This is a genomic window from Streptomyces sp. NPDC048696 (genome assembly GCF_043198895.1).
GTDB lineage: Bacteria > Actinomycetota > Actinomycetes > Streptomycetales > Streptomycetaceae > Streptomyces.
The window spans coordinates 49,174-73,448 of the sequence record NZ_JBICVJ010000016.1 but is presented as its reverse complement, the minus strand read 5'-3'; the positions used below and the strand labels follow the sequence as shown (position 1 = coordinate 73,448).

At 70.8% G+C, this 24,275-nt stretch carries 23 protein-coding genes; 13 read left to right on the top strand and 10 right to left on the bottom strand.

The window, feature by feature from the left end; genetic code table 11:
• Positions 1-54 precede the first annotated feature (54 nt).
• From ACGFRG_RS29090 to folE, 5 genes are all read left to right on the top strand, one after another.
• Positions 55-1,185, top strand: a complete 1,131-nt coding sequence (locus tag ACGFRG_RS29090) for a zinc-dependent metalloprotease (protein ID WP_361431309.1) — start codon at positions 55-57, stop codon at positions 1,183-1,185.
• A gap of 209 nt (positions 1,186-1,394) precedes the next feature.
• Entirely contained in the window at positions 1,395-2,480 is a 1,086-nt protein-coding gene (tilS, locus tag ACGFRG_RS29085) for a tRNA lysidine(34) synthetase TilS (protein ID WP_393268640.1), read from the top strand.
• A gap of 45 nt (positions 2,481-2,525) precedes the next feature.
• Entirely contained in the window at positions 2,526-3,065 is a 540-nt protein-coding gene (hpt, locus tag ACGFRG_RS29080) for a hypoxanthine phosphoribosyltransferase (RefSeq protein WP_067161225.1), read from the top strand.
• 181 nt (positions 3,066-3,246) lie between these two features.
• On the top strand, positions 3,247-5,274 hold the full coding sequence (gene ftsH, locus ACGFRG_RS29075) for an ATP-dependent zinc metalloprotease FtsH (protein WP_361431304.1): 2,028 nt from the start codon (positions 3,247-3,249) through the stop codon (positions 5,272-5,274).
• Positions 5,275-5,382: 108 nt separating this feature from the next.
• Positions 5,383-5,988, top strand: coding sequence for a GTP cyclohydrolase I FolE (gene folE, locus ACGFRG_RS29070; protein WP_361431338.1), 606 nt, complete (start codon positions 5,383-5,385; stop codon positions 5,986-5,988).
• 106 nt (positions 5,989-6,094) lie between these two features.
• Here folE and ACGFRG_RS29065 read toward each other — a convergent pair whose 3' ends face one another.
• From ACGFRG_RS29065 to ACGFRG_RS29040, 6 genes are all read right to left on the bottom strand, one after another.
• Positions 6,095-6,577 carry a DUF3180 domain-containing protein gene (locus ACGFRG_RS29065; RefSeq protein ID WP_361431302.1) on the bottom strand — a complete coding sequence of 161 codons (483 nt, stop codon included), beginning with the start codon at positions 6,575-6,577 and terminating at the stop codon, positions 6,095-6,097.
• 52 nt (positions 6,578-6,629) lie between these two features.
• A complete protein-coding gene (folK, locus tag ACGFRG_RS29060; protein WP_361431300.1) occupies positions 6,630-7,244 on the bottom strand; it encodes a 2-amino-4-hydroxy-6-hydroxymethyldihydropteridine diphosphokinase in 615 nt (204 codons plus the stop codon).
• Positions 7,241-7,600 carry a dihydroneopterin aldolase gene (gene folB / locus ACGFRG_RS29055; RefSeq protein ID WP_361431297.1) on the bottom strand — a complete coding sequence of 120 codons (360 nt, stop codon included), beginning with the start codon at positions 7,598-7,600 and terminating at the stop codon, positions 7,241-7,243. The genes folK and folB overlap by 4 nt, the downstream gene beginning before the upstream one ends.
• A 163-nt stretch (positions 7,601-7,763) precedes the next feature.
• Positions 7,764-8,216 carry a nuclear transport factor 2 family protein gene (locus ACGFRG_RS29050; RefSeq protein ID WP_361431295.1) on the bottom strand — a complete coding sequence of 151 codons (453 nt, stop codon included), beginning with the start codon at positions 8,214-8,216 and terminating at the stop codon, positions 7,764-7,766.
• Entirely contained in the window at positions 8,213-9,073 is an 861-nt protein-coding gene (folP, locus tag ACGFRG_RS29045) for a dihydropteroate synthase (RefSeq protein WP_361431292.1), read from the bottom strand. Before folP ends, ACGFRG_RS29050 begins: the two co-directional genes overlap by 4 nt.
• Before the next feature lie 16 nt (positions 9,074-9,089).
• The gene (locus ACGFRG_RS29040; RefSeq protein ID WP_361431289.1) at positions 9,090-9,572 is read right to left on the bottom strand and encodes a MarR family transcriptional regulator; all 483 of its coding nucleotides are present in this window, start codon (positions 9,570-9,572) and stop codon (positions 9,090-9,092) included.
• Between the two features lie 146 nt (positions 9,573-9,718).
• On the opposite strand from ACGFRG_RS29040, the gene ACGFRG_RS29035 reads away from it, so the two are divergent.
• Entirely contained in the window at positions 9,719-11,212 is a 1,494-nt protein-coding gene (locus tag ACGFRG_RS29035; RefSeq protein ID WP_393268633.1) for an MFS transporter, read from the top strand.
• A 216-nt stretch (positions 11,213-11,428) separates the two neighbouring features.
• Here the strand turns inward: ACGFRG_RS29035 and ACGFRG_RS29030 are convergent, their stop codons facing one another.
• Positions 11,429-13,273, bottom strand: a complete 1,845-nt coding sequence (locus ACGFRG_RS29030) for a phosphatidylglycerol lysyltransferase domain-containing protein (RefSeq protein WP_361431286.1) — start codon at positions 13,271-13,273, stop codon at positions 11,429-11,431.
• Positions 13,274-13,426: 153 nt separating this feature from the next.
• On the opposite strand from ACGFRG_RS29030, the gene ACGFRG_RS29025 reads away from it, so the two are divergent.
• Entirely contained in the window at positions 13,427-14,539 is a 1,113-nt protein-coding gene (locus tag ACGFRG_RS29025) for an alpha/beta hydrolase-fold protein (protein ID WP_361431283.1), read from the top strand.
• A 30-nt stretch (positions 14,540-14,569) separates the two neighbouring features.
• Here the strand turns inward: ACGFRG_RS29025 and ACGFRG_RS29020 are convergent, their stop codons facing one another.
• Complete coding sequence (locus tag ACGFRG_RS29020; protein WP_361431281.1) at positions 14,570-15,718, bottom strand: betaine/proline/choline family ABC transporter ATP-binding protein; 1,149 nt, start codon at positions 15,716-15,718, stop codon at positions 14,570-14,572.
• A 174-nt stretch (positions 15,719-15,892) separates the two neighbouring features.
• On the opposite strand from ACGFRG_RS29020, the gene ACGFRG_RS29015 reads away from it, so the two are divergent.
• The 4 genes from ACGFRG_RS29015 to ACGFRG_RS29000 all read left to right on the top strand — a co-directional run bounded on the left by ACGFRG_RS29015 (position 15,893) and on the right by ACGFRG_RS29000 (position 19,475).
• Complete coding sequence (locus tag ACGFRG_RS29015; protein WP_361431279.1) at positions 15,893-16,579, top strand: ABC transporter permease; 687 nt, start codon at positions 15,893-15,895, stop codon at positions 16,577-16,579.
• Positions 16,579-17,265 carry an ABC transporter permease gene (locus ACGFRG_RS29010; RefSeq protein WP_361431276.1) on the top strand — a complete coding sequence of 229 codons (687 nt, stop codon included), beginning with the start codon at positions 16,579-16,581 and terminating at the stop codon, positions 17,263-17,265. The genes ACGFRG_RS29015 and ACGFRG_RS29010 overlap by 1 nt, the downstream gene beginning before the upstream one ends.
• An 80-nt stretch (positions 17,266-17,345) precedes the next feature.
• The gene (locus ACGFRG_RS29005; RefSeq protein WP_361431274.1) at positions 17,346-18,332 is read left to right on the top strand and encodes an ABC transporter substrate-binding protein; all 987 of its coding nucleotides are present in this window, start codon (positions 17,346-17,348) and stop codon (positions 18,330-18,332) included.
• A gap of 105 nt (positions 18,333-18,437) precedes the next feature.
• Complete coding sequence (locus ACGFRG_RS29000; RefSeq protein ID WP_393268626.1) at positions 18,438-19,475, top strand: hypothetical protein; 1,038 nt, start codon at positions 18,438-18,440, stop codon at positions 19,473-19,475.
• A 111-nt stretch (positions 19,476-19,586) separates the two neighbouring features.
• Here the strand turns inward: ACGFRG_RS29000 and ACGFRG_RS28995 are convergent, their stop codons facing one another.
• Both ACGFRG_RS28995 and ACGFRG_RS28990 read right to left on the bottom strand, forming a co-directional pair.
• On the bottom strand, positions 19,587-20,729 hold the full coding sequence (locus tag ACGFRG_RS28995; RefSeq protein WP_361431270.1) for an NADH-quinone oxidoreductase subunit D: 1,143 nt from the start codon (positions 20,727-20,729) through the stop codon (positions 19,587-19,589).
• A gap of 361 nt (positions 20,730-21,090) precedes the next feature.
• Positions 21,091-22,044 carry an SAM-dependent methyltransferase gene (locus tag ACGFRG_RS28990; protein WP_393268622.1) on the bottom strand — a complete coding sequence of 318 codons (954 nt, stop codon included), beginning with the start codon at positions 22,042-22,044 and terminating at the stop codon, positions 21,091-21,093.
• A 184-nt stretch (positions 22,045-22,228) separates the two neighbouring features.
• Here ACGFRG_RS28990 and ACGFRG_RS28985 point away from each other — a divergent pair, with 184 nt between their 5' ends.
• Both ACGFRG_RS28985 and ACGFRG_RS28980 read left to right on the top strand, forming a co-directional pair.
• Positions 22,229-23,443 carry a sensor histidine kinase gene (locus ACGFRG_RS28985; RefSeq protein ID WP_361431265.1) on the top strand — a complete coding sequence of 405 codons (1,215 nt, stop codon included), beginning with the start codon at positions 22,229-22,231 and terminating at the stop codon, positions 23,441-23,443.
• A gap of 90 nt (positions 23,444-23,533) precedes the next feature.
• Positions 23,534-24,208 (top strand): response regulator transcription factor, encoded by a 675-nt coding sequence (locus ACGFRG_RS28980; protein WP_361431262.1) that lies wholly within the window; start codon positions 23,534-23,536, stop codon positions 24,206-24,208.
• Positions 24,209-24,275: the final 67 nt, after the last annotated feature.

Sequence of the window (24,275 nt, the reverse complement as noted above, 5' to 3'; positions counted from 1 at the left end):
CTGCCCGGCGTCATCCCTCCTCCCCTGGAGGAGGGGACAACGTACGGTTGACGCATGACGAGCATCGGTGGTGCCGAGATGGTCGACTGGAACCTCGCGGTGGCGACCGCGACCCGACTGGTGAGGCCGGGCCCCGACGTGAGCCGGGACGAGGCGCGGGCCGTCGTCGCCGAGCTGCGCCGGCATGCCAAGTCCGCCGAGGAACATGTGCGGGCGTTCACCCGGATGATCCCGGAGGGCGCCGAACCGGCCGACACCCCGGTCCTGGTGGTCGACCGGGCGGGCTGGGTCAAGGCCAACGTGGCGGGTTTCAGGGAGGTCCTGAAGCCGCTGCTCGACAAGATGCAGGAGCGCCGGGGGAGCAGCCCGGGCGGCGCCGTGCTCGGCGCGGTCGGCGGCAAGGTCACCGGCGTGGAGCTCGGGATGCTGCTGAGCTTCCTGTCCTCGCGCGTCCTCGGTCAGTACGAGACGTTCGCACCCGCCACCCGGGAGCTGCCCGCCGGGGCGGACGGCGGCGGCCGGCTGCTGCTCGTGGCCCCCAACATCGTCCACGTCGAGCGCGAACTCGACGTCGACCCGCACGACTTCCGGCTCTGGGTCTGTCTGCACGAGGAGACCCACCGCACCCAGTTCACGGCCGTGCCCTGGCTGCGCGACCATCTGGAGGGCGAAATCCAGTCATTCCTCGGCGAGACCGAGGTCGACCCGATGACCGTCCTGGAGCGGCTGCGCGAGGCCGCCCAGTCGCTCACCGGCAGCCGCCCCGAGGGCGAGGAGGGCGACAGCGGCCGCTCCCTGGTCGAGCTGGTGCAGACGCCCGCCCAGCGGGAGATCCTGAGCCGGCTCACGGCCGTGATGTCGCTGCTCGAAGGGCACGCGGACTTCGTGATGGACGGGGTCGGGCCGCAGGTCGTGCCCTCGGTCGCGGAGATCCGCGAGAAGTTCCAGCAGCGGCGCGCCAAGGGCGCCTCGCGGCTCGACCAGGCGCTGCGCAAGCTGCTCGGGCTCGACGCGAAACTGCGCCAGTACCGCGACGGCGAGCGGTTCGTACGGGCGGTGGTCGAGCAGGTCGGCATGGACGGCTTCAACCGGGTGTGGACCTCGCCGAACACACTGCCGACCAAGGCGGAGATCGCCAAACCGGCGGACTGGGTCGCGCGGGTGCACCGCAAGACGGAGGGCTGACCACAACAGCGCCGACGGTACCCATGGGCCCGGGGCCCACTGGTGTCCCCCGGAAATGCGCAGGATCACCCATCCGAGGGACCGTAGGGCATGGGTAGGCGTGCAATGCTCGGGTAACGGCTCGGTTCTGTCACCATCTACGCACTCTGTGTGACCGATCTTTTCCCTCGTCCCGAGGCACCCCCCAACTTCACCGAAGGGCACCGGACATGGGTCCCCATCCTGCGGTCGCGGCGATACGCCTGGCGGTCCGCCGCGTACTCCACGACGTACTGCGCGACGCGCTCGTCCTCCAGGACGCGGCCGTCGCACCCCACGACATCCCCGAAGCTCCCCGTTCCCCCGAAACACCCCGCGACCACGCGCGCGAGGGCCGCGTGAGCGACCCGCTGGTCCTCGTCGCCTGCTCGGGCGGCGCCGACTCCATGGCGCTCGCCTCCGCCCTCGCCTTCGAATCCCGCAAGCTCTCCTTGCGCGCGGGCGCCATCACCGTCGACCACGGCCTCCAGCACGGCTCGGACCTGCGCGCCGCCGAGGTCGCCGTCCGGCTCACCGCGCTCGGCCTCGACCCCGTAGAGGCCGTCACCGTGCACGTGGGCCGTGAGGGCGGGCCCGAGGCCGCCGCCCGGGACGCCCGCTACGCCGCCCTGGACGCCGCCGCAGAGCGCCACGGCGCCGCCGCGATCCTGCTCGGCCACACCCGCGACGACCAGGCGGAGACGGTGCTGCTCGGCCTCGCCCGCGGCTCCGGCACCCGCTCCCTGTCCGGCATGGCCGCCGTCTCCGGTACGCGCGGCCGCTACCGCCGCCCGTTCCTCCAGATCGACCGGCAGACCGCCCGCAAGGCCTGCCTCGTCCAGTCGCTGCCCGTCTGGGACGACCCGCACAACGCGGACCCCGCCTACACCCGTTCGCGGCTGCGCCACGAAGGGCTGCCCGCCCTGGAGAAGGCGCTCGGCAAGGGCGTCGTGGAGGCGCTGGCCCGCACCGCCGAGCTCTCCCGCGACGACGCCGACGCCCTGGACGCATGGGCCGCCGACGCCGACGCCTCCGTCCGCGACGACGCGGGCGAGCTGGTGTGCCAGAAGCTGTACACGCTGCCCCCCGCCGTCCGGCGCCGGGTGCTGCGCACGTCGCTCATCGACGCCGGTTCACCCGCCGGTTCGCTCTTCGCCCGCCATGTCGAGGAGGTCGACCGCCTGATCACGGGCTGGCGCGGCCAGCGGGCCATCAACCTCCCCGGGCGCGTCGAAGCGCGGCGCCAGGGTGGCAGACTGGTCATCCGGCAGAGCTGAGCTCACGTACGTACAACGAAAGTGGCCCGGGTGAACGAGAAGGACATGGGCACCGACCTCCAGTCGGTGCTCATCACCAAGGAAGAGATCGACGCCAAGCTGGCCGAGCTGGCCGCGAAGATCGACGCGGAGTACGCGGGCAAGGACCTCCTGATCGTCGGCGTCCTCAAGGGCGCGGTGATGGTCATGGCGGACCTGGCGCGCGCGCTGTCCACCCCGGTCACCATGGACTGGATGGCCGTCTCGTCCTACGGCGCGGGCACCCAGTCCTCCGGCGTCGTGCGGATCCTCAAGGACCTCGACACCGACATCAAGGGCAAGCACGTCCTGATCGTCGAGGACATCATCGACTCGGGCCTCACCCTGTCGTGGCTGCTCTCCAACCTCGGATCCCGCGAGCCCGCCTCCCTTGAGGTCTGCACGCTGCTCCGTAAGCCGGATGCCGCAAAGGTCGCGATCGACGTGAAGTGGATCGGGTTCGACATTCCGAATGAATTCGTCGTCGGTTACGGCCTCGACTACGCCGAGAAGTACCGCAATCTCCCGTTTGTCGGGACGCTCGCTCCGCACGTCTACGGCGGCTGAGCCGGCAACCCGGCCGGGAACCCAGAGCCCCCTTCCCGCGTTGGAGCTTGGGAAGGCGGGTTTGCCAGCCGTCCCTTGCGGCCGCGGGTGACAATGCTGGGGTACCGTCCGAAGAACAGTCTTTACTCACAGCAGCATTTACCTACGGGCAGGAGGGACGGGGCGTTCTCGCTCCGTATGGATGGACGTGAAGCGATACTTCCGTGGGCCGGTCATGTGGATCGTGCTGGCCGTCCTCGCCGTGGTCGTGTTGATGCAGGTCGTCGGCTCGTCGGGCGGCTACAAGACGGTGGACACCTCCGAGGTCGTCCAGGCGATCGACAAGAACCAGGTCGAACAGGCCAAGATCACCACCGGCGACGAGTCGGTCATCAAGGTCGACCTCAAGGACGGCCAGAAGGTCAAGGGCAGCGGCAAGATCCAGGCGAGCTACATCGGCGACGCCCAGGGTACGAGCCTGGCCAACAAGCTGCAGGGCAAGTTCGACAGCGGGGATCTGACCAAGGGCTACACGGTCTCCCCCTCCAAGCAGAACCCGATCGTGGGGATCCTGCTCTCGCTGCTCCCCTTCGTCCTCATCGTCGTCGTCTTCCTGTTCCTGATGAACCAGATGCAGGGCGGCGGCTCCCGGGTCATGAACTTCGGGAAGTCCAAGGCGAAGCTCATCACCAAGGACACCCCGAAGACGACGTTCGCGGACGTGGCCGGGGCCGACGAGGCCGTCGAGGAGCTCCACGAGATCAAGGAGTTCCTCCAGGAGCCGGCGAAGTTCCAGGCCGTCGGCGCCAAGATCCCCAAGGGCGTGCTGCTGTACGGCCCGCCCGGCACCGGCAAGACGCTCCTCGCGCGCGCCGTCGCGGGCGAGGCGGGCGTGCCGTTCTACTCGATCTCCGGTTCCGACTTCGTCGAGATGTTCGTCGGTGTCGGCGCCTCGCGTGTGCGCGACCTCTTCGAGCAGGCCAAGGCGAACGCCCCGGCGATCGTCTTCGTCGACGAGATCGACGCCGTCGGCCGGCACCGCGGTGCGGGTCTCGGCGGTGGCCACGACGAGCGCGAGCAGACGCTCAACCAGCTGCTCGTCGAGATGGACGGCTTCGACGTGAAGGGCGGCGTCATCCTGATCGCCGCCACGAACCGGCCCGACATCCTCGACCCGGCGCTGCTGCGCCCCGGCCGGTTCGACCGCCAGATCGCCGTCGACCGTCCGGACATGCAGGGCCGTCTGGAGATCCTCAAGGTCCACCAGAAGGGCAAGCCGGTCGCCCCGGACGTCGACCTCTCGGCCGTCGCCCGTCGCACCCCCGGCTTCACCGGCGCCGACCTGTCGAACGTGCTGAACGAGGCGGCGCTCCTGACGGCGCGCAGCAACCAGAAGCTGATCGACAACAACATGCTGGACGAGGCGATCGACCGCGTCGTGGCGGGCCCGCAGAAGCGGACCCGGATCATGTCCGACAAGGAGAAGAAGATCACCGCGTACCACGAGGGCGGTCACGCCCTGGTCGCGGCGGCGTCTCCGAACTCGGACCCGGTCCACAAGATCACGATCCTGTCGCGCGGCCGTGCCCTCGGCTACACGATGGTGCTGCCGGACGAGGACAAGTACTCGACCACGCGCAACGAGATGCTCGACCAGCTCGCGTACATGCTGGGCGGGCGCGCGGCCGAGGAGCTCGTCTTCCACGACCCGACGACGGGCGCGGCGAACGACATCGAGAAGGCCACGGCCACCGCGCGCGCGATGGTCACGCAGTACGGCATGACCGAGCGGCTCGGCGCGATCAAGTTCGGCGGCGACAACACGGAGCCGTTCCTGGGCCGTGAGATGGCGCACCAGCGCGACTACTCGGAAGAGGTCGCCGCGCTGGTCGACGAAGAGGTCAAGAAGCTCATCGAGACCGCGCACAACGAGGCGTGGGAGATCCTGGTCGAGAACCGTGACGTCCTCGACAACCTGGTCCTGCAGCTCCTGGAGAAGGAGACGCTGGGCAAGGAGCAGATCGCCGAGATCTTCGCCCCGATCGTGCGGCGCCCCGCGCGTCCGGCCTGGACGGGCTCGTCGCGGCGTACGCCGTCGACCCGCCCGCCGGTCCTGTCGCCCAGGGAGCTGGCGCTGACCAACGGAGCGTCCACCGCCAACGGTGCCGCCCCGACGGACTCGGTCCCGACCGAGCAGCTGCCGGGTGTGGACGACCGCCCCGAGAGCTGACCCCCGGCTCCTCGGACCCGGAATGCACGCCGCGCCCCCCAGGTTTTAGCCTGTGGGGGCGCGGCGCTTTCGTACGCCCGTGCAGACGTGACGAGGAACGAGGCACAGATGACCGACCCGGTGACGCTGGACGGCGAGGGCCGTATCGGCGAGTTCGACGAGAAGCGGGCCGAGAACGCCGTGCGCGAGCTCCTCATCGCGGTCGGAGAGGACCCGGACCGCGAGGGTCTGCGCGAGACGCCGGCGCGGGTGGCGCGGGCCTACAGGGAGATATTCGCGGGTCTGTGGCAGGAGCCGCAGGACGTGCTGACGACGACGTTCGACCTCGGCCACGACGAGATGGTCCTGGTGAAGGACATCGAGGTCATGAGCAGCTGCGAGCACCACCTCGTGCCGTTCGTGGGTGTGGCGCACGTCGGGTACATCCCGTCGTCGGACGGGAAGATCACGGGCCTGTCGAAGCTGGCGCGGCTCGTGGATGTGTACGCGCGTCGGCCGCAGGTGCAGGAGCGGCTGACCACGCAGATCGCTGACGCGCTCATGGAGATCCTTGAGCCGCGTGGGGTGATCGTGGTCGTGGAGTGCGAGCACATGTGCATGACGATGCGGGGTGTGCGTAAGCCCGGGGCGAAGACCATTACGTCTGCCGTTCGTGGGCAGTTGCGGGATGCGGCGACTCGGGCGGAGGCCATGAGCCTGATCATGGCTCGGTAGCCCCCCCGGGCGGTGCGGGTTCGCCGGGGGCGTGGGTGTTTGGCTGCGGGCCGGTGGGGGCTGGTCGCGCAGTTCCCCGCGCCCCTAAAAGGGCCCTCCGGGCCCCCTACTGCGCCGCAGGCGCCTTGCCCTCGTCCTCGTCTTCCGGGAGTTTGCAGACTCGTTCCAGGAAGAACGCCGCCGCTACTACCGCGATGCCGGCCGCTACCGAGAAGCCCGCGTAGATCGCCTGGTCGCGGCGGGCGGGGATGTCCAGGGAGCCGAGCAGGAAGACGCCGGTGCCGCCGTACATTCCGGAGACCAGCGCGGCCACCAGGGCGCTGGACTGGCCGAAGACCACGGCGCGGGCCGCCATCAGCGGCTCGACGCCCTTGGCGCCCGGGCGGCGCTCGCGCTGGGCGCGCAGCCGGGCGCGGATGGAGAGCGCGGTGGCGAACAGGACCACCGCGATCACCGCGAGCACGATCGGCGCCGCCAGCGGGACGCTCGGCAGGGTGCCCAGCGAGTCCCACAGCCGGGCGCCGGCCCAGGAGAGCACTCCGGCGACGGCGAACAGTCCCGCCAGTACGCCCAGCCGCAGTTGTTTCACCGAAAGAGTGCCCTTCGTCTCCAGAACCTATCCGCCGTCAGCAGCCTAACGACTACTCGGGCAGGCGCAGTTCCAGGTCGGCGCGCGGCAGCACGCCTTCGCGGCCGATCGCGGCGAGCAGTTCGGCGACCGGGCCCCGGCCGGGCAGCTGGGCCTCCGGGTCCACGTCGTGCCAGGGGGCGAGGACGAACGCCCGCTCGTGGGCGCGCGGGTGGGGGAGCGTCAGGACCGGGTCGTCGCTGATCACATCGGCGTAGGCAACGATGTCCACGTCGATCGTGCGCGGGCCCCAGCGCTCCTCGCGGACCCGGTCGAAGGCCTCCTCGATGGCCTGGCCGCGCTCCAGGAGCGAGGTGGGGGGCAGCGTCGTCTTCACCACGACCACCGCGTTGAAGTACGAGGGCTGGGAGCCGGGGGCGACGCCCCAGGGCTCCGTCTCGTACACCGGGGAGACCGCCTTGACCCGCAGGCCCGGGGTGTCCTCAAGCGCGTCGATGGCGCCCTGGAGCGTCTCCATGCGGTTGCCGAGGTTGGAGCCGAGGGAGATCACGGCGCGTTTCGGGTTGGACAGGGTGACGTCGGCCGCGTCCACCTGCTCGACCACCGAGGCGGGCACCGGCTGTACGGTCGGGTCGCTCTGCGGGCCCTCGTGCGAGAACACAGTCATACTCGGCTCCGGGTGATGGTGATGGTCACGTCGTCGAAGGGGACGGTGATCGGCGCGTCCGGCTTGTGGACGCACACCTCCACCTGCTGCACCCCGGCATGCTTCAGGCACTGCTGGGCGATGCGCTCGGCCAGCGTCTCGATCAGGTCGACCGGCTCGCCCTGGACCACGTCCACGACCTCCTCGGCCACCACTCCGTAGTGCACGGTCTTCGTCAGGTCGTCGTCGGCCGCCGCGGGGCGGGTGTCGAGGCCCAGCACCAGGTCCACGATGAAGGTCTGGCCCTCTTCGCGCTCCCGGGGGAAGACGCCATGGTGCCCGCGGGCCTTGAGGCCGCGCAGCGCGACACGATCCACGCGAATCACTCCTGCTGTCGTTGGTCAGACGGGACACGGCCGCGTGCGGGCGGCTCATTACCCACCATCGAATCTACCTGCGGGCACTGACAACGCTCGCCCACGGGGGCTATGGACAGACGGCGTCAGGACTGGTACCCGCCCCTACCCCGCGCCCCCCGTTTCAATCCTCGTCGTCGCCCGTTTCCGCCAGTACGGGCGAGCCGTGGTGGGACCAGAGCTTCCAGCCCTCGGGTGTGCGGCGGAACACATTGGTGGCCACCACGAGCTGGCCGACCAGCGGCCCCAGCTCGCCGCCGTCCTGGGCGGGGCCGCCGCTGAGGATGTTCTCGGTGCAGGTGACCAGGGCGGTGTCGGCCAGCACGACGACCTTCACATCGGTCAGGAAGAACTGGATGTACTCCGTGTTCGCCATGATCAGCGCGTACGAGCGGAGCACTTCGCCGCGGCCGGAGAGCACCGGCCAGCCGGGGTGGACGCAGGAGATCGCGGTGTCCCCGGCGTCGGTGGCGCTCAGCCAGAGCTCGGAGAGCTCGTCGAAGTCGCCGCGCTCCAGCGTCTCGTAGAAGGCGGTGTTGGCCAGCTCCACCGCTTCGATGTCCGTACGGGCACTCACGTGGCTCCCTCGACCGCGCGCGCGACGCGCACCGCGTCGGCCGTGGCCCGCACCTCGTGGACCCGGACCGCCCAGGCGCCCTCGTGCGCGGCGATGGCGGAGACGGCCGCCGTGGCGGCGTCCCGCTCGCGCGCGGGCGGCGGCCCGGAGCCGTCCCCGGCGAGCACATGGCCCAGGAACCGCTTGCGGGAGGCCGCGACGAGCAGCGGGTGGCCGAGCGCGCGCAGGTCGGCGAGGTGGGCGACGAGCGCCAGGTCGTGCTCGGCCTGCTTGGCGAAGCCGAGGCCGGGGTCGACGACGATCTTCTCGGGGGCGATGCCGCCCGCGACGACGGCCGCCACGCGCGCGTGGAGCTCGGCGACGACCTCGGCGACCACATCCCCGTACACCGCGCGGCTGTTCATGTCCTGGCTGAAGCCGCGCCAGTGCATGACGACGAACGGGGCGCCGCAGGCGGCGACCGCCGGGATCATGGCCGGGTCGGCGAGGCCGCCGCTGACGTCGTTGACGAGCAACGCGCCCGCCGCGACCGCCTGTTCGGCGACCGAGGCGCGCATGGTGTCGACGGAGACGGTGACGCCCTCGGCGGCGAGGCCGCGCACCACGGGCACCACCCGGCGCAGTTCCTCGTCCTCGTCGACGCGGGTGGCGCCCGGGCGGGTCGACTCGCCGCCGACGTCCACCAGGTCGGCGCCCTCGGCCACCAGGTCGAGGCCGTGCTTGATGGCGGCCGCCGTGTCGAACCAGCGGCCGCCGTCGGAGAAGGAGTCGGGCGTGACATTGACCACGCCCATGACCGCGCAGCGGTCCCACTCGGGCAGCCCGGTGACCGTGCCGCGTCGGCGCAACGTACTCATACGTCCAGCGTAGGCGTCAGCCGAGGGTGCCCGGACCAGACCCCGTACGCGGTCCCCGGCCGCCGGTCAGGCGCCGCAGCAGGTCGCGCAGGGCGCCCCGGTCGGCGGCGGTGAGCGCGTCCAGGGCGGTGTGCGTGCCGTGCATGCCGGCCCGGACGGTCTCGACGGCCTGGGCGCCCTCCTCGGTGAGGACGACGTTCTTGACCCGGCGGTCGGTGGGGCTGGGCTCGCGGCGGACCAGGGCGCGGCTCTCCAGGCGGTCCACGATGCCGGTCACGTTGGAGGCGTCGCAGTGCAGCGTGGTGGCGAGCGAGCGCATCGAGGCGGGGCCCCGGCGCAGCACGGTCAGCATCTTGGCCTGGCTCGCGGTGAGGCTCACCTCGGCGGCGGCCGAGGTGAAGTCGCCGTAGTAGTCCGCCAGGGAGTCCCAGAGGGCGTCCATGAGCACGTCGTTCGTCACCGCGTCGGTCAGGGCGGCCGGGCGGCTGGTTCCAGACATGGCGCCACCTTACCGCGAGAAACTTGACGATCTCAACCTTTGAGGTTTACCGTCACTCTAGTTGCTTGAGGTAATCAAGCACTTGAGGTAATCAAGCATCGACCACCTCAAGCAATCCCTCCCTACGGACTCCTACGGAAGAAACCGTGACTCCCACACATCACGTGGCGCCCACGCGCCCCACCGGCGGCCCCGCGCTCGTCCTGGTCCTCGGGCTGGCCGCCATGGTCGTCTCGATGATGCAGACCCTGGTCGTGCCGATCCTGGGCATCATCCAGAACGACCTCGGCACCTCCACCTCCAACGTCAGCTGGGTCACCACCGCGACCCTGCTGTCCGCCGCCGTCTTCACCCCGCTGCTCGGCCGCTTCGGCGACATGCACGGCAAGAAGCCCACGCTCATAGGCGTGCTCGTCCTCATGGTCGCGGGCTCCGTGCTCGCCGCCACCACCAGCTCGCTGCTCTGGCTGATCGTCGGCCGGGTCATGCAGGGCGCGGCCACCGCGATCTTCCCGCTCGCCCTGTCCGTGCTGCGCGAGGAGGTCCGCCCGGAGAAGCTGCACGGCGCGATGGCGCTGGTCAGCGGCACCCTGGCGTTCGGCAGCGGTCTCGCGCTGGTCGGCGCCGGTCTGCTCACCCAGGGCGACCACCCCGACTACCACCGGGTCTTCTGGCTCGCCGCCGTCCTCGCGATCGTCGCCCTGGTGGCCGTCGTCGCGGGCGTCCCGGCCTCGCGCCACAAGCCCGGCGGGCGCACCGACTGGCTGGGCGCGGGCACGCTGGCGGCCCTCCTGGTCCTCCTGCTGCTGCCGATCTCGCAGGGCCACGAGTGGGGCTGGTCGTCCGGCCGCACGCTGGGCCTGTTCGCCGCCGCGATCGTGATGACCGTGGTCTGGGTCCTGGTCGAGCGCAAGGTCAAGTCGCCCATGGTGGACATGAAGATGTTCGCCCACCGCCCGGTCTTCTTCACCAACATGGCCGGTCTGCTGCTCGGCTTCGCGATGTTCTCGCAGTTCATCGGCGTCTCGTACCTGGTGCAGATGCCGGAGAAGATCACCGGTTACGGGTTCACGGCGTCCGTGCTGCGCGCCTCGGTCGAGTACCTGCTGCCGACCACGATCATGTCGCTGCTCGCCGCCCAGCTCGGCGGCATGCTGGTCCGCCGCATCGGCGCGCGCTTCACGCTGACCGTCGGCGCCGTGTTCGGTGTCATCGGCTTCGCCTGGCTGACCGGTGCGCACGACACCACCGCGTCGGTGATCCTCGCGGGCATGGTGATCGGTGTCGCGATCAGCTTCGGTTACGCGGCGATGCCCGCGCTGATCGTGGCGAGCGTCCCGCACCACCAGACGGGTATCGCCAACGGCATCAACTCGATCTCGCGGTCGGTCGGCAGCGCGATCGCCAGTGCGGTGATCACGTCGCTGCTCGCGTCGAAGACGATCCAGCACCTGCCGCCGGGGGTTCCCGCGCTGCCGCAGGAGAGCCAGTTCACGCTGAGCTTCGCGCTCGCCGGGGGTGCGTTCCTGCTGGTCGTGGTGGTGGCTCTGCTCGGACTGCGGTCCGACCGTACGCCCGCCGCGGCTGCGGTTGCCGGGGCCGACGCGGATGCCTCCGAAGAGGCGAAGGTCAGCGCCTGACCCGATGCCCTCGCGGGCAACGCCGAAGGGGCCCGGGGTTTTCCCCGGGCCCCTTCGCTTTGGGCTTCGCCCGTTGACCGTTTGCTGCGGGCCGGTGGGGGCTGGTCGCGCAGTTCCCCGCGCCCCCAAAGGCACAAGATCGGCGCGGCCCCGGAAAGCCAGAAGCCGGCGCAGCCCGTGAAGGCTGCGCCGGCTTCCGACAGCCGAAGGCGTGACCTACGCCGCCCGGACCGCCCTGTCCGTGTCCGTCGAGGTCAGGTGGGCGCACGGGCGCTTGCGGGCGCGGCTGAAGCGGGCGAACGGGCGGGGGAGGGCGACGTTCACGAAGCCCTCGGCCTGCATCACCGCGAAGCCGATGCGCGGCAGGTCACCGTGGGCGCGGTAGACCATGAAGCGCGGCTCCCAGCGTGGCTGGAACTTGGCGTTGAACTTGTACAGCGACTCAATCTGGAACCAGCGGGACAGGAAGACAAGCAGTCCGCGCCAGAGCCGCAGCACCGGGCCGGCGCCGATCTTCTCGCCGCGCGCCAGGGCCGAGCGGAACATCGCGAAGTTCAGCGAGACGTGCTCGATGCCGAGCTTCGGGGCGGCCTGAAGCGAGGCGACGATCAGCAGCTCGTTCATGCCCGGGTCGGCGGCACGGTCGCGGCGCATGAGCTCCAGCGACATTCCGTCGGTACCCCAGGGGACGAAGTGGATCATGGCCTTCAGATCGCCGTACGGCCCCGGCTCGCCCGAGCCGTCGTCGTCGGCCTTGTGGGCGGTGGCGATCACGCAGTCGCCGTCGTCCGGGTCGCCGATCCGTCCGAGCGCCATGGAGAAGCCGCGCTCGGTGTCGGTGCCGCGCCAGGCCTCGGCGGCCCGCTGAATCCGTTCCAGCTCACCTACGGAGAGATCACGGACGCGCCGTACGCGGGTTTCGTAGCCATTGCGCTCGATGCGCTTGACCATCTGGCGTACGTTCCGCATGGCGCGCCCGGAAAGGGAGAAATCCGCGGCGTCCACCACCGCCTCGTCACCCAGCTCCAGGGCGTCGAGCCCGGTCTCGCGGGTCCAGACCTCGCCGCCGGTCTCCGAGCAGCCGACCACGGCCGGCGTCCAGGAGTGCGCCTTGGCCTCGTCCATGAAGCGCTCGATGGCGCCAGGCCAGGCCTCGACGTCGCCGATCGGGTCGCCCGAGGCGAGCATCACACCGGAGACCACCCGGTAGGTGACGGCGGCCTTGCCGCTGGGGGAGAAGACGACGGCCTTGTCGCGGCGGAGCGCGAAGTGGCCGAGAGAGTCGCGGGCGCCGTGCTTGGCGAGCAGGTCGCGCAGCTGGCGCTCGTCGTCCTCGGTGAGCCGGGCGGCCGGGTGCTCGGGGCGGAAGGCCAGGTAGATCGTGGTGATCGCGGTCAGCAGGCCGAGCGCGCCCAGCGAGTAGGCGACGGTCCAGCTGGTGTCGCCCGCGTACTCGACCGGGCCCTCGAAGCCGAACAGGCCGAACATCACGTGCTGGATCCGGTCGGCGATCGACGGGTTGCCGACGACCCGGCCCGGGTGGACCGAGACGATCACCAGGCCGAGGCCCAGCGAGCCGGAGCCGAGCAGGATGAAGTTGGCCAGCGCCTTCCAGCGGCTGCGCGGATCGGGCAGCGCGGTGAACTCCTCGCGGTGCCGTACGAGCAGTACGAGCAGCGCGACCGAGATCAGCACGCCGACGATCGAGTGCCGGTAGAGGAACTGGGCCACCGCGCCGATCGGCAGCAGGGCGACCGCGGCCCGCCAGGCCCGCCGCTTGCGCCGCTTGAGGCCGTGGGCCAGGAGCAGCAGCAGTACGCCGGTGCTGAGCGCCAGGGCCGCCGCGAAGGGGCCCGTCGTGCCCGGTAGGACTTCCGTCACAGCGTGCATCCTGCTGGCGCGGAAGCGCGGGAAGATGCCGGCGGCGATGTTGAGCAGGCCTACGAAGGTCGCGGCCGTGCCGACCAGTGAGGGAACCGACTCGGGGCGCGGTCCGCGGAGGACTTTGCGCGCGCCGGCCGGAACCGAACCCTTTTTGTCCCCATCTATCCTGACAGACATCGCTTCCCGTGACTCCGCGAGAGATCCTGGTTGCCGGAACAGTGACAAGGTAGCCGCTGTCTTCCGGACAATTTGCGCCCTCTAGGACGGCACTTCCAGGGGGCGGGTTCCCTCGGTCTCAGGAAAATCTCAGTCAGAAAGTTTCTACGACTCATGGGTCTCACGAGCAACACGGTCCTGGCACTCGCCATCATCCTGGCGATAGTGCTGTTCGGGCTCACCATCTGGCTCTGGCCGCGACTGGCCAAGCGCGGCTGGCGAGCGGTCGTGGGCCGCATCGGCCTGCTCCTCGGTACACAGCTGATGCTTTTCGCCTCGGTGGGCCTCGCGGCCAACAACTCCTTCCTCTTCTACGGCTCGTGGGCGGACCTGTTCGGCCAGGAGCAGGACATGGGCGTGGTGGTCGACCACTCCGCCGGCAGCAAGGACATCAAGGTGGTGGGCAAGGAGAAGCCCGACACTCCGGGCGCCGGCAACCGCGCCATGGGCGGCGAGATCCAGAAGATCGTCGTCTCGGGCCAGCAGTCCAAAATAGCCAGCCCCGCCTACGTCTATCTGCCCCCCGAGTACTTCCAGAAGAAGTACGAGAACCAGCACTTTCCCGCCGCCGTGGTCCTCACCGGCTACCCCGGCACCGCGGAGAACCTGATCAAAGGGCTGAGGTACCCGAAGACGGCATGGGCGCAGGTCAAGCAGAAGAAGGCGCAGCCCATGATCCTCGTGATGATGCGCCCGACCGTCGCGCCGCCGCGTGACACCGAGTGCGTGGACATCCCGGGCGGCCCGCAGACCGAGACCTTCTTCGCCAAGGACCTCCCCAAGGCCGTCTCGCAGACGTACCGCGTCGGCACCAAGCCGCAGAACTGGGGCTTCATCGGGAACTCGACGGGCGGCTACTGCGCCCTGAAGATCGGCATCCACCACCCCGAGGTCTTCGGCGCCACCGCCGGTCTCTCGGCGTACTACAAGGCCGCCAGCGACCCGACCACCGGCGACCTGTTCCACGGCGACAAGAAGGCGCGCGACCGCTCCAACCTGCTGTGGGCCCTGGACCACGTGCCCGCGGGCAAGTCGTCGTTCCTGGTCACCAGCTCGAAGTCGGGCGAGGACAACCTGAAGCCGACGCTGAAGTTCATCGAGAAGGTGAAGTCGCCCGCGCGCGTGTCGTCGATCACGCTCAACAGCGGCGGCCACAACTTCAACACCTGGCGCCGGGAGATCCCCCCGACCCTGGAGTGGATCAGCGGCCGCCTCACCGGCAGCTGACCGCGTTCCCGGAGACGATCACCGGCCGCCTCAGCGCGAGCTGATCGTCTCCACTTCCACTTCGGTCCGCGGGACGTCCTGGGCGTCCGCGTCGATCGAGCGGCGCAGCGCCTCGTGGAGGCGGGCCGGGGTGAGCACTCCGAGGAAGCGGCCCGTCTCCGCGCTGTCGATCACCGCGATCCAGCCGGCGTCGTACTGGAGCATCGTCGCGAACGCCTGCTTGAGGGAGGCGCCGACCGGCAGCCAGGCCTCCATCCGGCGGGCGTGCTCGCGCACCGTGCCCGTCCCGCGCTCGGCGGCGTCGGCGGAGATCCAGCCGTGCAGATCGCCGGAGGCGTCCAGGACGACCGCCCAGGGGGCGCCCAGGTCGGCGGGGAGCGGGTCGTCGAGCCGCACCACGGGCGGCTGTTCCAGGTCGCCCGGCTCGATGGGGGTCACCGAGAGCCGCTTCAGGCCCCGGTCGGCGCCGACGAAGTCCGCGACGTACGGGGTCGCGGGGGCGCCGAGCACGGCCGCCGGGGCGTCGAACTGCTCGATGCGGCCCGCGCCGTAGACCGCGATGCGATCGCCCAGGCGGACCGCCTCCTCGATGTCATGGGTGACGAACAGGACGGTCTTGCGCACCTGCGACTGAAGCCGCAGGAACTCGTTCTGCAGCCGCTCGCGCACCACCGGGTCGACCGCGCCGAACGGCTCGTCCATCAGGAGCACCGGCGGGTCCGCCGCCAACGCCCGTGCCACGCCGACCCGTTGGCGCTGGCCGCCGGAGAGCTGCTCGGGGTAGCGGGACCCGAAGACCTTGGGGTCGAGGCCGACCAGGTCGAGGAGTTCGGCCGCGCGCTCGCGGGCCTTGGCGCGCTTGACGCCCAGCAGATGCGGGACGGTCGCGGTGTTCTCCAGGACCGTCTTGTGCGGGAAGAGCCCGACCTGCTGGATCACATAGCCGATGCGGCGCCGCAGTTGGACCGGGTCGACGGTGGATATGTCCTCGCCGTCCAGGTATATCCGGCCGTCGGTCGGCTCGATCAGCCGGTTCACCATCTTCATCGTGGTGGTCTTGCCGCAGCCCGACGGTCCGACGAGCGTGACCAGTTCACCCTCGGCCACCTCGAAGGAGAGGTCGTCGACGGCGGTGGTGCCGTCGGCGTACCGCTTGGTGACATGCTCGAATCGGATCATGGTTCCCCATTGTGGCCGGTGTTCGATCCCGCTTGTGTGAACCCCATATTGCTGCCCTGTGTGCGATGAGCGGATCCGCCGGCCGGCTCTCGGCGATTGTCAGTGGTCGGGGATAAGGTCGCCAGACATACGTTCGGGAGATACGGGGAGATCCGGCGGGGGAGGTGGGGCGCGGTGAGCGCGCAGAACTGTCTGGTGCGAAACGACTGGATCTGCTGGGAGTACGTGCGCTCCCGCAGCCATGAGCTGACCGACGCCACGGTCCAGCATGTCTGGATCACGGCGGTGTCGGTGCTGATCGGGCTGGCGATCGCGCTGCCGCTGGCGCTGCTCGCGCGCGGCCGCAGATCGGTCGCGGGAGCGGTGCTGACCCTGACGACCGTGCTCTACACGGTGCCGTCGCTCGCCATGTTCTCGCTGCTGCTGCCGGTGTTCGGCCTCTCGGCGGCGCTGGTCGTCACCGGCCTTGTGCTCTATTCGCTGACGATTCTCGTACGGAACATCCTGGCGGGCCTCGAAGCGGTCCCGGCCGACGTGCGCGAAGCCGCGCGCGGGATGGGATACGGACGCATACGGATGCTGGTCGAGGTGGAGCTGCCGCTGGCGCTCCCGGCGCTGCTGGCCGGGGTGCGGATCGCGACGGTGTCGACGGTCGCGCTCACCACGGTCGGGTCGGTGGTCGGCAAGGGCGGTCTGGGCAACCTCATCGGTGACGGGGTGCAGTCCACGTTCAAGGCACAGGTGCTCACCGCGTCGGTGCTGTGCGTGCTGCTCGCGCTCGTGGCGGACCTGCTGCTGCTCGGCCTCCAGCGGCTCCTCACGCCCTGGACGCGGGTGCGTACGAAGGCGGGGGCGCGCTGATGGGGGTCATGGCGGACGCCTGGACCTGGCTGACGACGGGGTCCAACTGGTCGGGCGAGGACGGCGCCTGGCACCGGCTCGGCGAGCACGCGTACGTGAGCGGGGTCTCGCTCCTGGTGGCCTGCGCCATCGCGCTGCCGGTCGCGCTGTGGCTCGGGCACCTCGGCCGGGGCGGCGCGCTCGCGGTCAACATCTCCAACGTCGGCCGGGCGGTGCCCGTGTTCGCGGTGCTCGCCCTGCTGATGCTCACACCGCTGCGCAAGGCCGGGTACGCGCCGACGATCATCGCCCTGGTGCTCTTCGCGGTGCCGCCGCTGCTGACCAACGCCTATGTGGGCATGCGGGAGGTGGACCGGTCGGTGGTGGAGGCCGCGCGCGGGATGGGGATGTCCGGGCCGCAGCTGTTCGCCCGGGTGGAGCTGCCGCTCGCGTATCCGCTGATCATGATCGGGGTGCGGTCGGCGGCGGTGCAGGTGGTGGCGACGGCGACGATCGCCTCGATGGTGGGCCTCGGGGGACTCGGCCGGATCATCACGGCCGGGTTCGCCACGTACAACACACCGCAGGTGGTCGCGGGGGCGATCCTCGCCGCGCTGCTCGCGTTGCTGGTCGAGGGCGTGCTGGTGGTGGCCGACCGGCTGTTCAGCCCGCTGCGGCGACGCGGAGGACGGCCCACGGCCGCCTGATCGCACGGCGGATCGCCACGCCGGACCTCTGCGCCCAACAGATCCTTCGGACTCTTCCAACTCTCGGATGGTGAACGTTCATGAGCAAGATCCTGCGTACGGCCGGTGCGGTCCTCGGCACGGTGGCGCTGGCCGGTTCGCTGGCCGCGTGCGGCGGCGACAGCCTGGAGAAGGACAAGGACAAGAGCGGCAGCAGCGGGGCGAGTAGTGGCGGGGGCGGCAAGAAGGGCTCGCTGACCGTCGGCGCCGCCGGCTTCACCGAGTCCGCCGTCCTCGCCGAGCTCTACGCCCAGATCCTGCACGACGACGGATACGGCACCTCGATCACCACGGTGAAGAACCGCGAGCTGTATGAACCCGCCCTGGAGAAGGGCGAGATCGACGTCGTTCCGGAATACGCGGCTACGCTTACCGAATTCCTCAACGCCAAGGTGAACGGCGACAAGGCGAAGGACAAGCCGCTCGCCTCCAGCGATGTCACGGCGACCGTCGCCGAGCTCACCAAGCTCGCCGGTCCGCGCGGGCTCAAGGCGCTCCCGTCGGGTGCGGCCGTCGACCAGAACGCGTTCGCGGTGACCAAGGAATTCGCCGCCAAGAACAACCTCAAGACCCTTTCGGATCTTGGCAGGTCGAAGGTCAAGGTCAAGATCGCGGCGGGCGACGAGTGCACGATCCGGCCGTTCTGCGCGCCCGGTCTCAAAGCGAAGTACGGCATCGACGTCAGCGGGATCGACCCCAAGGGCGTCGGCACCCCGCAGTCCAAGCAGGCGGTCAAGGACGGCGCCGACCAGCTGGTGCTCACCACGACCACGGACGCCACGCTCGACCAGTACGGCCTGGTGCTCCTGGAGGACGACAAGAAGCTCCAGAACGCCGACAACATCCTTCCGGTGGTCAATGCGAAGGGCGCGGGCGGCCAGGAGATAGCGGACGTACTCGCGAAGCTCACCAAGGTGCTGACGACCAGTGATCTCGTGGAACTGAACCGCAAGGTGGACGCGGAGCGGGCCAAGCCGGTCGACGTGGCGAAGGACTATCTCCAGTCGAAGGGACTGATCAAGAAGTAGGGAAAGCCATCGGATGGCCATCGGTCGGCTATAGGTGGCAAGAAGATTCAGGAGATTGGCGGGCTGGGGCTCCATAGGGCGTCTACGCACGGTAAATTTCAGGCCATGCCACGTGGACGCCACCGCCATTCCCCTCCTCTGCACAGACTTCTTCCACCGTCCGCCGTCGCCGGTGCCGCGGTCCTCTGCGCCGGTGGCGCCTGGCTGTTCGATCAGCCACTGGCACTGAGGAGCCTGGCCGCGGCCGCCGCGGTGGCCGCCGTCAGCGGCTCCGTGCTGATGCGCGGCTGGGACCGGGCCGCGGGTCGCCGGGTCGCCGAGCTGACCCGCTCGCGCGCCGCCGACCAGTGGCGCACCGAGGAGCGGATCGCCGAGCTGGAGTCCGAGCTGGAGGAGTCGCGCGAGCTGCGCGGCCGTCTGGACGCCAAGCTCCGTGCCAAGCGCATGGAGCTGGCCGGGTTGCGCGGCGAACACGCGGCGCTGCTGCGGCGGTACGCGACGGCGGAGACGGAGCGCGCCAGCGCCCTGGAGGGCCGCCGCCGGCTCGCCCTGGAGGCGGCCGCCCCCAAGGAGCTGCCCATGACGTCCGGCATGCCCGGCCCGGCGGCGTACGCGGCCGCGTCCCTGGCGCTGGAGAACCTGCCGTACGTACGGCGGGCCCAGGAGGCGGCCCGGCCCGCCCGGGCCGAACTCGCCCCTCAGCCGAGCCCGGTCGACCAGCCCCGCGAGGCCGACGCGGCGCGGGGCGCCGAGAACGACTCCCGGGAGTCGGAGGAGCCGCAGGGGAAGCGCTCGGCGGCCGCCGGGAGCGGGGAGCACGTACGCCCGGCGTCCGCCGCTCTTCCCGCGCTGCCCGCGGCCCCGGCACCGGTCGCCTCGGCGGTCGTTCCGTACGTCGCGCGCCCGGCCGTACGGCCCGAGGGACGCTTCGACTTCTTCGGGACCGCCGCCGAGAAGGAGGCGGCCCAGGCCGCGATAGCCGCGGTCGAGGAGGAGGACCTGGCCGACGTGGTCGGCGAGGAGGTCCTGTCCGAGCGCCCCAAGAACGGCCCCGACCGGGTCGTCGGCAAGGTCATCGACCTGACGGCGCACGACGAGACGGAGCAGCTGGACGTGGTCCGGCTGCGGTCGGCGATCTCGTAGGCGAAACACAGACGTAGACGTAGACGAAACTGGAACAGGGCCCTGGCGTCGCGCCGGGGCCCTGTCGTATGTCCGCGGCCTGCTGTCCGCGCTGGTGCGGTTACTCGTCGATTACTTGTCGATGTCGCCGACGACGAAGAACAGCGAGCCCAGGATCGCGACCATGTCGGCGACCAGCGTTCCCGGCAGCAGCTCGGTGAGGGCCTGGATGTTGTTGTACGAGGCCGAGCGGAGCTTGAGGCGGTACGGGGTCTTCTCGCCCTTGCTGACGAGGTAGTAGCCGTTGATGCCCAGCGGGTTCTCGGTCCAGGCGTAGGTGTGGCCCTCGGGGGCTTTGAGGACCTTCGGGAGCCGCTGGTTGATCGGGCCGGGCGGCAGCTCGGCGAGCCGGTCGAGGCAGGCGGCGGCCAGTTCCAGGGCGTTGTGGGTCTGTTCGAGCAGGACCTCGAAGCGGGCCAGGCAGTCGCCCTCGGTACGGGTGACGACCCGCAGGGTGTCCTGGAGCTCGCCGTACGCGAGGTACGGCTCGTCGCGGCGCAGGTCGAAGTCGACGCCGGAGCCGCGCGCGATGGGGCCGCTGACGCCGTACGCGTGCACGGCCTCCTGGGACAGGACGCCGACGCCCCGGGTGCGGCCCCGGAAGATCTCGTTGCCGAGCACCAGGCGGTCGTACACGTCCATCCGCGAGTTGGCGGCGGCGACGGCGTCGCGGGCGCGGCCGAGCCAGCCGAGCGGCAGGTCCTCCTTGAGGCCGCCGACGCGGTTGAACATGTAGTGCATACGCCCGCCGGAGACCTCCTCCATCACGTGCTGGAGCTCTTCGCGCTCGCGGAAGGCGTGGAAGATCGGGGTGATTCCGCCCAGTTCGAGGGGGTACGAGCCGAGGAACATCAGGTGGTTCAGGGCCCGGTTCAGCTCGGCGAGGAGCGTACGGGTCCAGACCGCGCGCTCGGGGACCTCCATGCCGAGCATGCGCTCGACGGCCATGACCACGCCCAGCTCGTTGGAGAAGGCGGAGAGCCAGTCGTGGCGGTTGGCGAGCATGACGATCTGGCGGTAGTCGCGCGCCTCGAAGAGTTTCTCGGCGCCGCGGTGCATGTAGCCGACGACCGGCTCGGCGTGCTGGATGCGCTCGCCGTCCAGGACCAGGCGGAGGCGGAGCACGCCGTGGGTGGAGGGGTGCTGCGGGCCGATGTTGAGCACCATGTCGGTGCTCTCCGCCGCGCCGCCGATGCCGACCGTGGTCTCCGTCATGGGCGACAGTATCCCCGGCCGGGGGTGGATTCCCCCACCCCGCCCCTCCACCTGAACCCTCCGGGGGTGGGTGGGGGTGGAGGTGGTTCTCCCGGGGGCTACGCCCCCGGACCCCTTTTGCGGGGGCTGCGCCCCTGCACCCCGCTTCGTCTGCGGACCGTGCTGGGTTGCTCGCGCAGTTCCCCGCGCCCCTAAAGAGGGCCCGAAGGGCCCATCAAGGGGCGCGGGGCTGTGACATTTGCGGCTCCGCCGCGTGGGCGCGACCAGCCCCCACCGGGCCGCAGACGAATAACCAGGCCGCCCGCCCAGGGCTTTCGGGAAGGGGCGGGGTGGGGGCTGCGCCGCAGGCAACAGGGCGCCGTCACACCCGCTCGCGCAGCCACACGAAGTCCCCCAACCCACCCCGTGCCAAAAGCTCCGCCGCCTCCCCCGCCCGCGCCAGCGCCCGTACGTACGCCGTCGGGTCCGTCGAGGCGAGGGCGAGCGGGGGACGAGTGGACGTGAGGCCGAGGTGGGTCAGGGCCTCGCGTTGGGGGACGAGTTCGCCGCGCGGGCCCGCGCAGGCGTCCAGGGCCACATGCGACGTGATGTCGCAGGTGCCGTCCGGGACCGGGGGACACTCCCGGCCCGCCCGGAAGCCGGTGAGCGTGCCGAAGGGCGGACGGGCCGCGGCCGTGTGGCCGTAGTCCACCGCGACCGCGAGCCCCGCCGCCAGCGTCGACACGGCCCCGGCCCACGCCGAGTCCCGCGCCCGCCCCACCTCCGCCCGCGCCCCCGGTTCCCGCAGCGGCCACCACCGCTCCAGCCACCGCGCGTCCGCGTCGGCCACGCGCGGGCCGAGGCGTTCGGTGCCGTCGGGGCGGACCAGGACCTGCCGGGGCACGCCGTCCGCGTCGGCCTCGGCGACGTCCACGGGGACGTTGTCCAGCCACTCGTTGGCGAACAGGAGCCCCCGTACGCCACGCGGCGGCTCGGCGACCCAGGCCACGCGCGCGTCGAGCCCGGCCGGACGCGCCGCGCGCTCCACGGCGTACGCCCGTACCGGGAAGCCCGCGGGCAGCGCGGCCAGCACCCCCGTCACCAGCTCGCCCCGGCCCGCGCCCATGTCGACGAAGGCGACCTCGCCGCCGCCCAGCTCCGCCGCCACCTCCTGGAGCAGCCGGGCCACCGCACCCGCGAAGAGGGGGGAGGCGTGCACGGAGGTACGGAAGTGGCCCGCAGGGCCCTCGGGGCGGAGGTAGAAGCCGCCGGGACCGTACAGCGCCCGCTCGGTCGCCTCCCGCCAGCCGCACCAATCGCCGGAAGCGCCGGACACCCCGTGCTCACCCGCCGCATCCGCCCCGTCCGTCACACCGCTCCCGCCGTTCGAACCGCCTGTCACCTCGTACCTCACAGGGAGAGACCTTATGGGCCCTCCACCTTGGGGAGTACGCCAGCGCGACCCGGATCGACCCTCCGGTTGACCCATGCACCGATTCGGCTTCCCTACGCTGGGTTACGTGCAGCGCCTCTACGACTTCATCCGCAGACACCCGACCGCGGTCGACTCCCTCTGGGCCGTCTTCCTCTTCGGGATCTCCGGCATGTCGTACGTGTCCAACGGCATCAGCCACGGCCATACCCTGCCCGCTCTGTTCTGCGGCGCGGGTCTGAGTGTCGTGGTCGCGCTGCGCCGACGCGCGCCCGAGAAGATGCTGGTGCTCGCGATACTGATGGGCCTGGCACAGCTCGCCCTGAACGTGGGGCCGAACGTGGCGGACCTGGCCATGCTCGTCGCCATCTACACGGCCGCCGCCGTAGGCGAGCGCTGGGCCTCGCGCCTCGCGCTCGGCGGGTCTCTCGTCGCCGCGACGATCGCCACGTGGCGCTGGCCGGACTACAACGACGGCACCGACAACGCCATGAGCGTGGGGCAGTTCGCCTTCGTCATCGTGGTGATGACCGTCCCGTTCGTCCTCGCCTGGGTCCTCGGCGACTCGATGCGCACCCGCCGGGCGTACTTCGCCCAGCTGGAGGAGCGCGCCGCCCGGCTGGAGAAGGAGCGCGAGGCGCAGGCGAAGGTGGCGGTCGCCGCCGAGCGCGCCCGTATCGCGCGCGAGCTCCACGACGTGGTCGCGCACAACGTGTCGGTGATGGTGGTGCAGGCGGACGGCGCCGCGTACGTGATGGAGAGCGCGCCCGACCAGGCGAGGATCGCGCTGGAGACGATCTCGATGACCGGGCGCCAGGCGCTCGCCGAGATGCGCCGCCTGCTGGGCGTGCTGCGCACCGGCGAGCACCGCGAGGCCGGGGAGTACGTGCCGCAGCCGGACGTGGAGCAGATCGAGGAGCTGGTCGAGCAGGTGCGTACGGCCGGGCTCACCGTGGACTTCAAGATCGAGGGCACCCCGCGCCCGCTGCCCAGCGGCGTCGAGCTCACGGCGTACCGCATTGTGCAGGAGGCGCTGACGAACACGCGCAAGCACGGCGGCCCGGACGCGGGCGCCAGCGTGCGGCTCGTCTACTTCGACGACGGGCTCGGCCTGCTGGTCGAGGACGACGGCCGCGGCGCCGCGCACGAGGTGTACGAGGACGGCGGCGCCGACGGCCAGGGGCACGGTCTGATCGGTATGCGCGAGCGCGTCGGGATGGTCGGCGGCACCCTGGACGCGGGGCCGCGTCCCGGCGGCGGCTTCCGCATCAGCGCCCTGCTGCCGCTCAAACCCGCGCATTAGCGACCTAGTGCGCCCTGTTGTTTGCCTGCACGCCCCGTTTGCGCCCCGCTTACGCCCGCTTTCCCCGTACGTCGTGATGAAAGGGACCCGATGACGATCCGCGTGATGCTCGTCGACGACCAGGTGCTTCTGCGCACCGGTTTCCGGATGGTGCTCGCCGCGCAGCCGGACATGGAGGTCGTCGCGGAGGCGGGCGACGGGGCGGAGGCGATCGAGATCCTCCGCGCCACGGCCGTGGACGTGGTGCTGATGGACGTGCGCATGCCGAGGCTGGACGGGGTGGAGGCGACCCGGCGGATCTGCTCGGCCGAGACGCATCCCAAGGTGCTGATCCTGACCACGTTCGACCTGGACGAATACGCCTTCTCCGGCCTCAAGGCGGGCGCCAGCGGCTTCATGCTCAAGGACGTGCCGCCGGCCGAACTGCTCGGCGCCATCCGTTCGGTGCACAGCGGCGACGCGGTCGTCGCCCCCTCCACCACCCGGCGCCTGCTCGACCGGTTCGCCCCGATGCTGCCGACGACCGGCAAGGAGTCCGGGCCCGGCGGAAGTGCGATGGAGAAGCTGACCGAGCGCGAGCGCGAGGTCATGCTGCTGGTCGCGCAGGGTCTCTCGAATGGCGAGATCGCGGCGCGTCTGGTCCTCTCGGAGGCCACCGTGAAGACCCATGTCGGCCGGATCCTGACGAAGCTGGCCCTGCGCGACCGGGTCCAGGTCGTCGTCCTCGCGTACGAGACGGGGCTGGTCCGGGCCGGGGGGCTGTGACCGGAGGTCCGTGGCGGGGGCCGTGAGGCGTCCCGTTACCGGGGTGACCGGTGCGACCGGGAGTCTG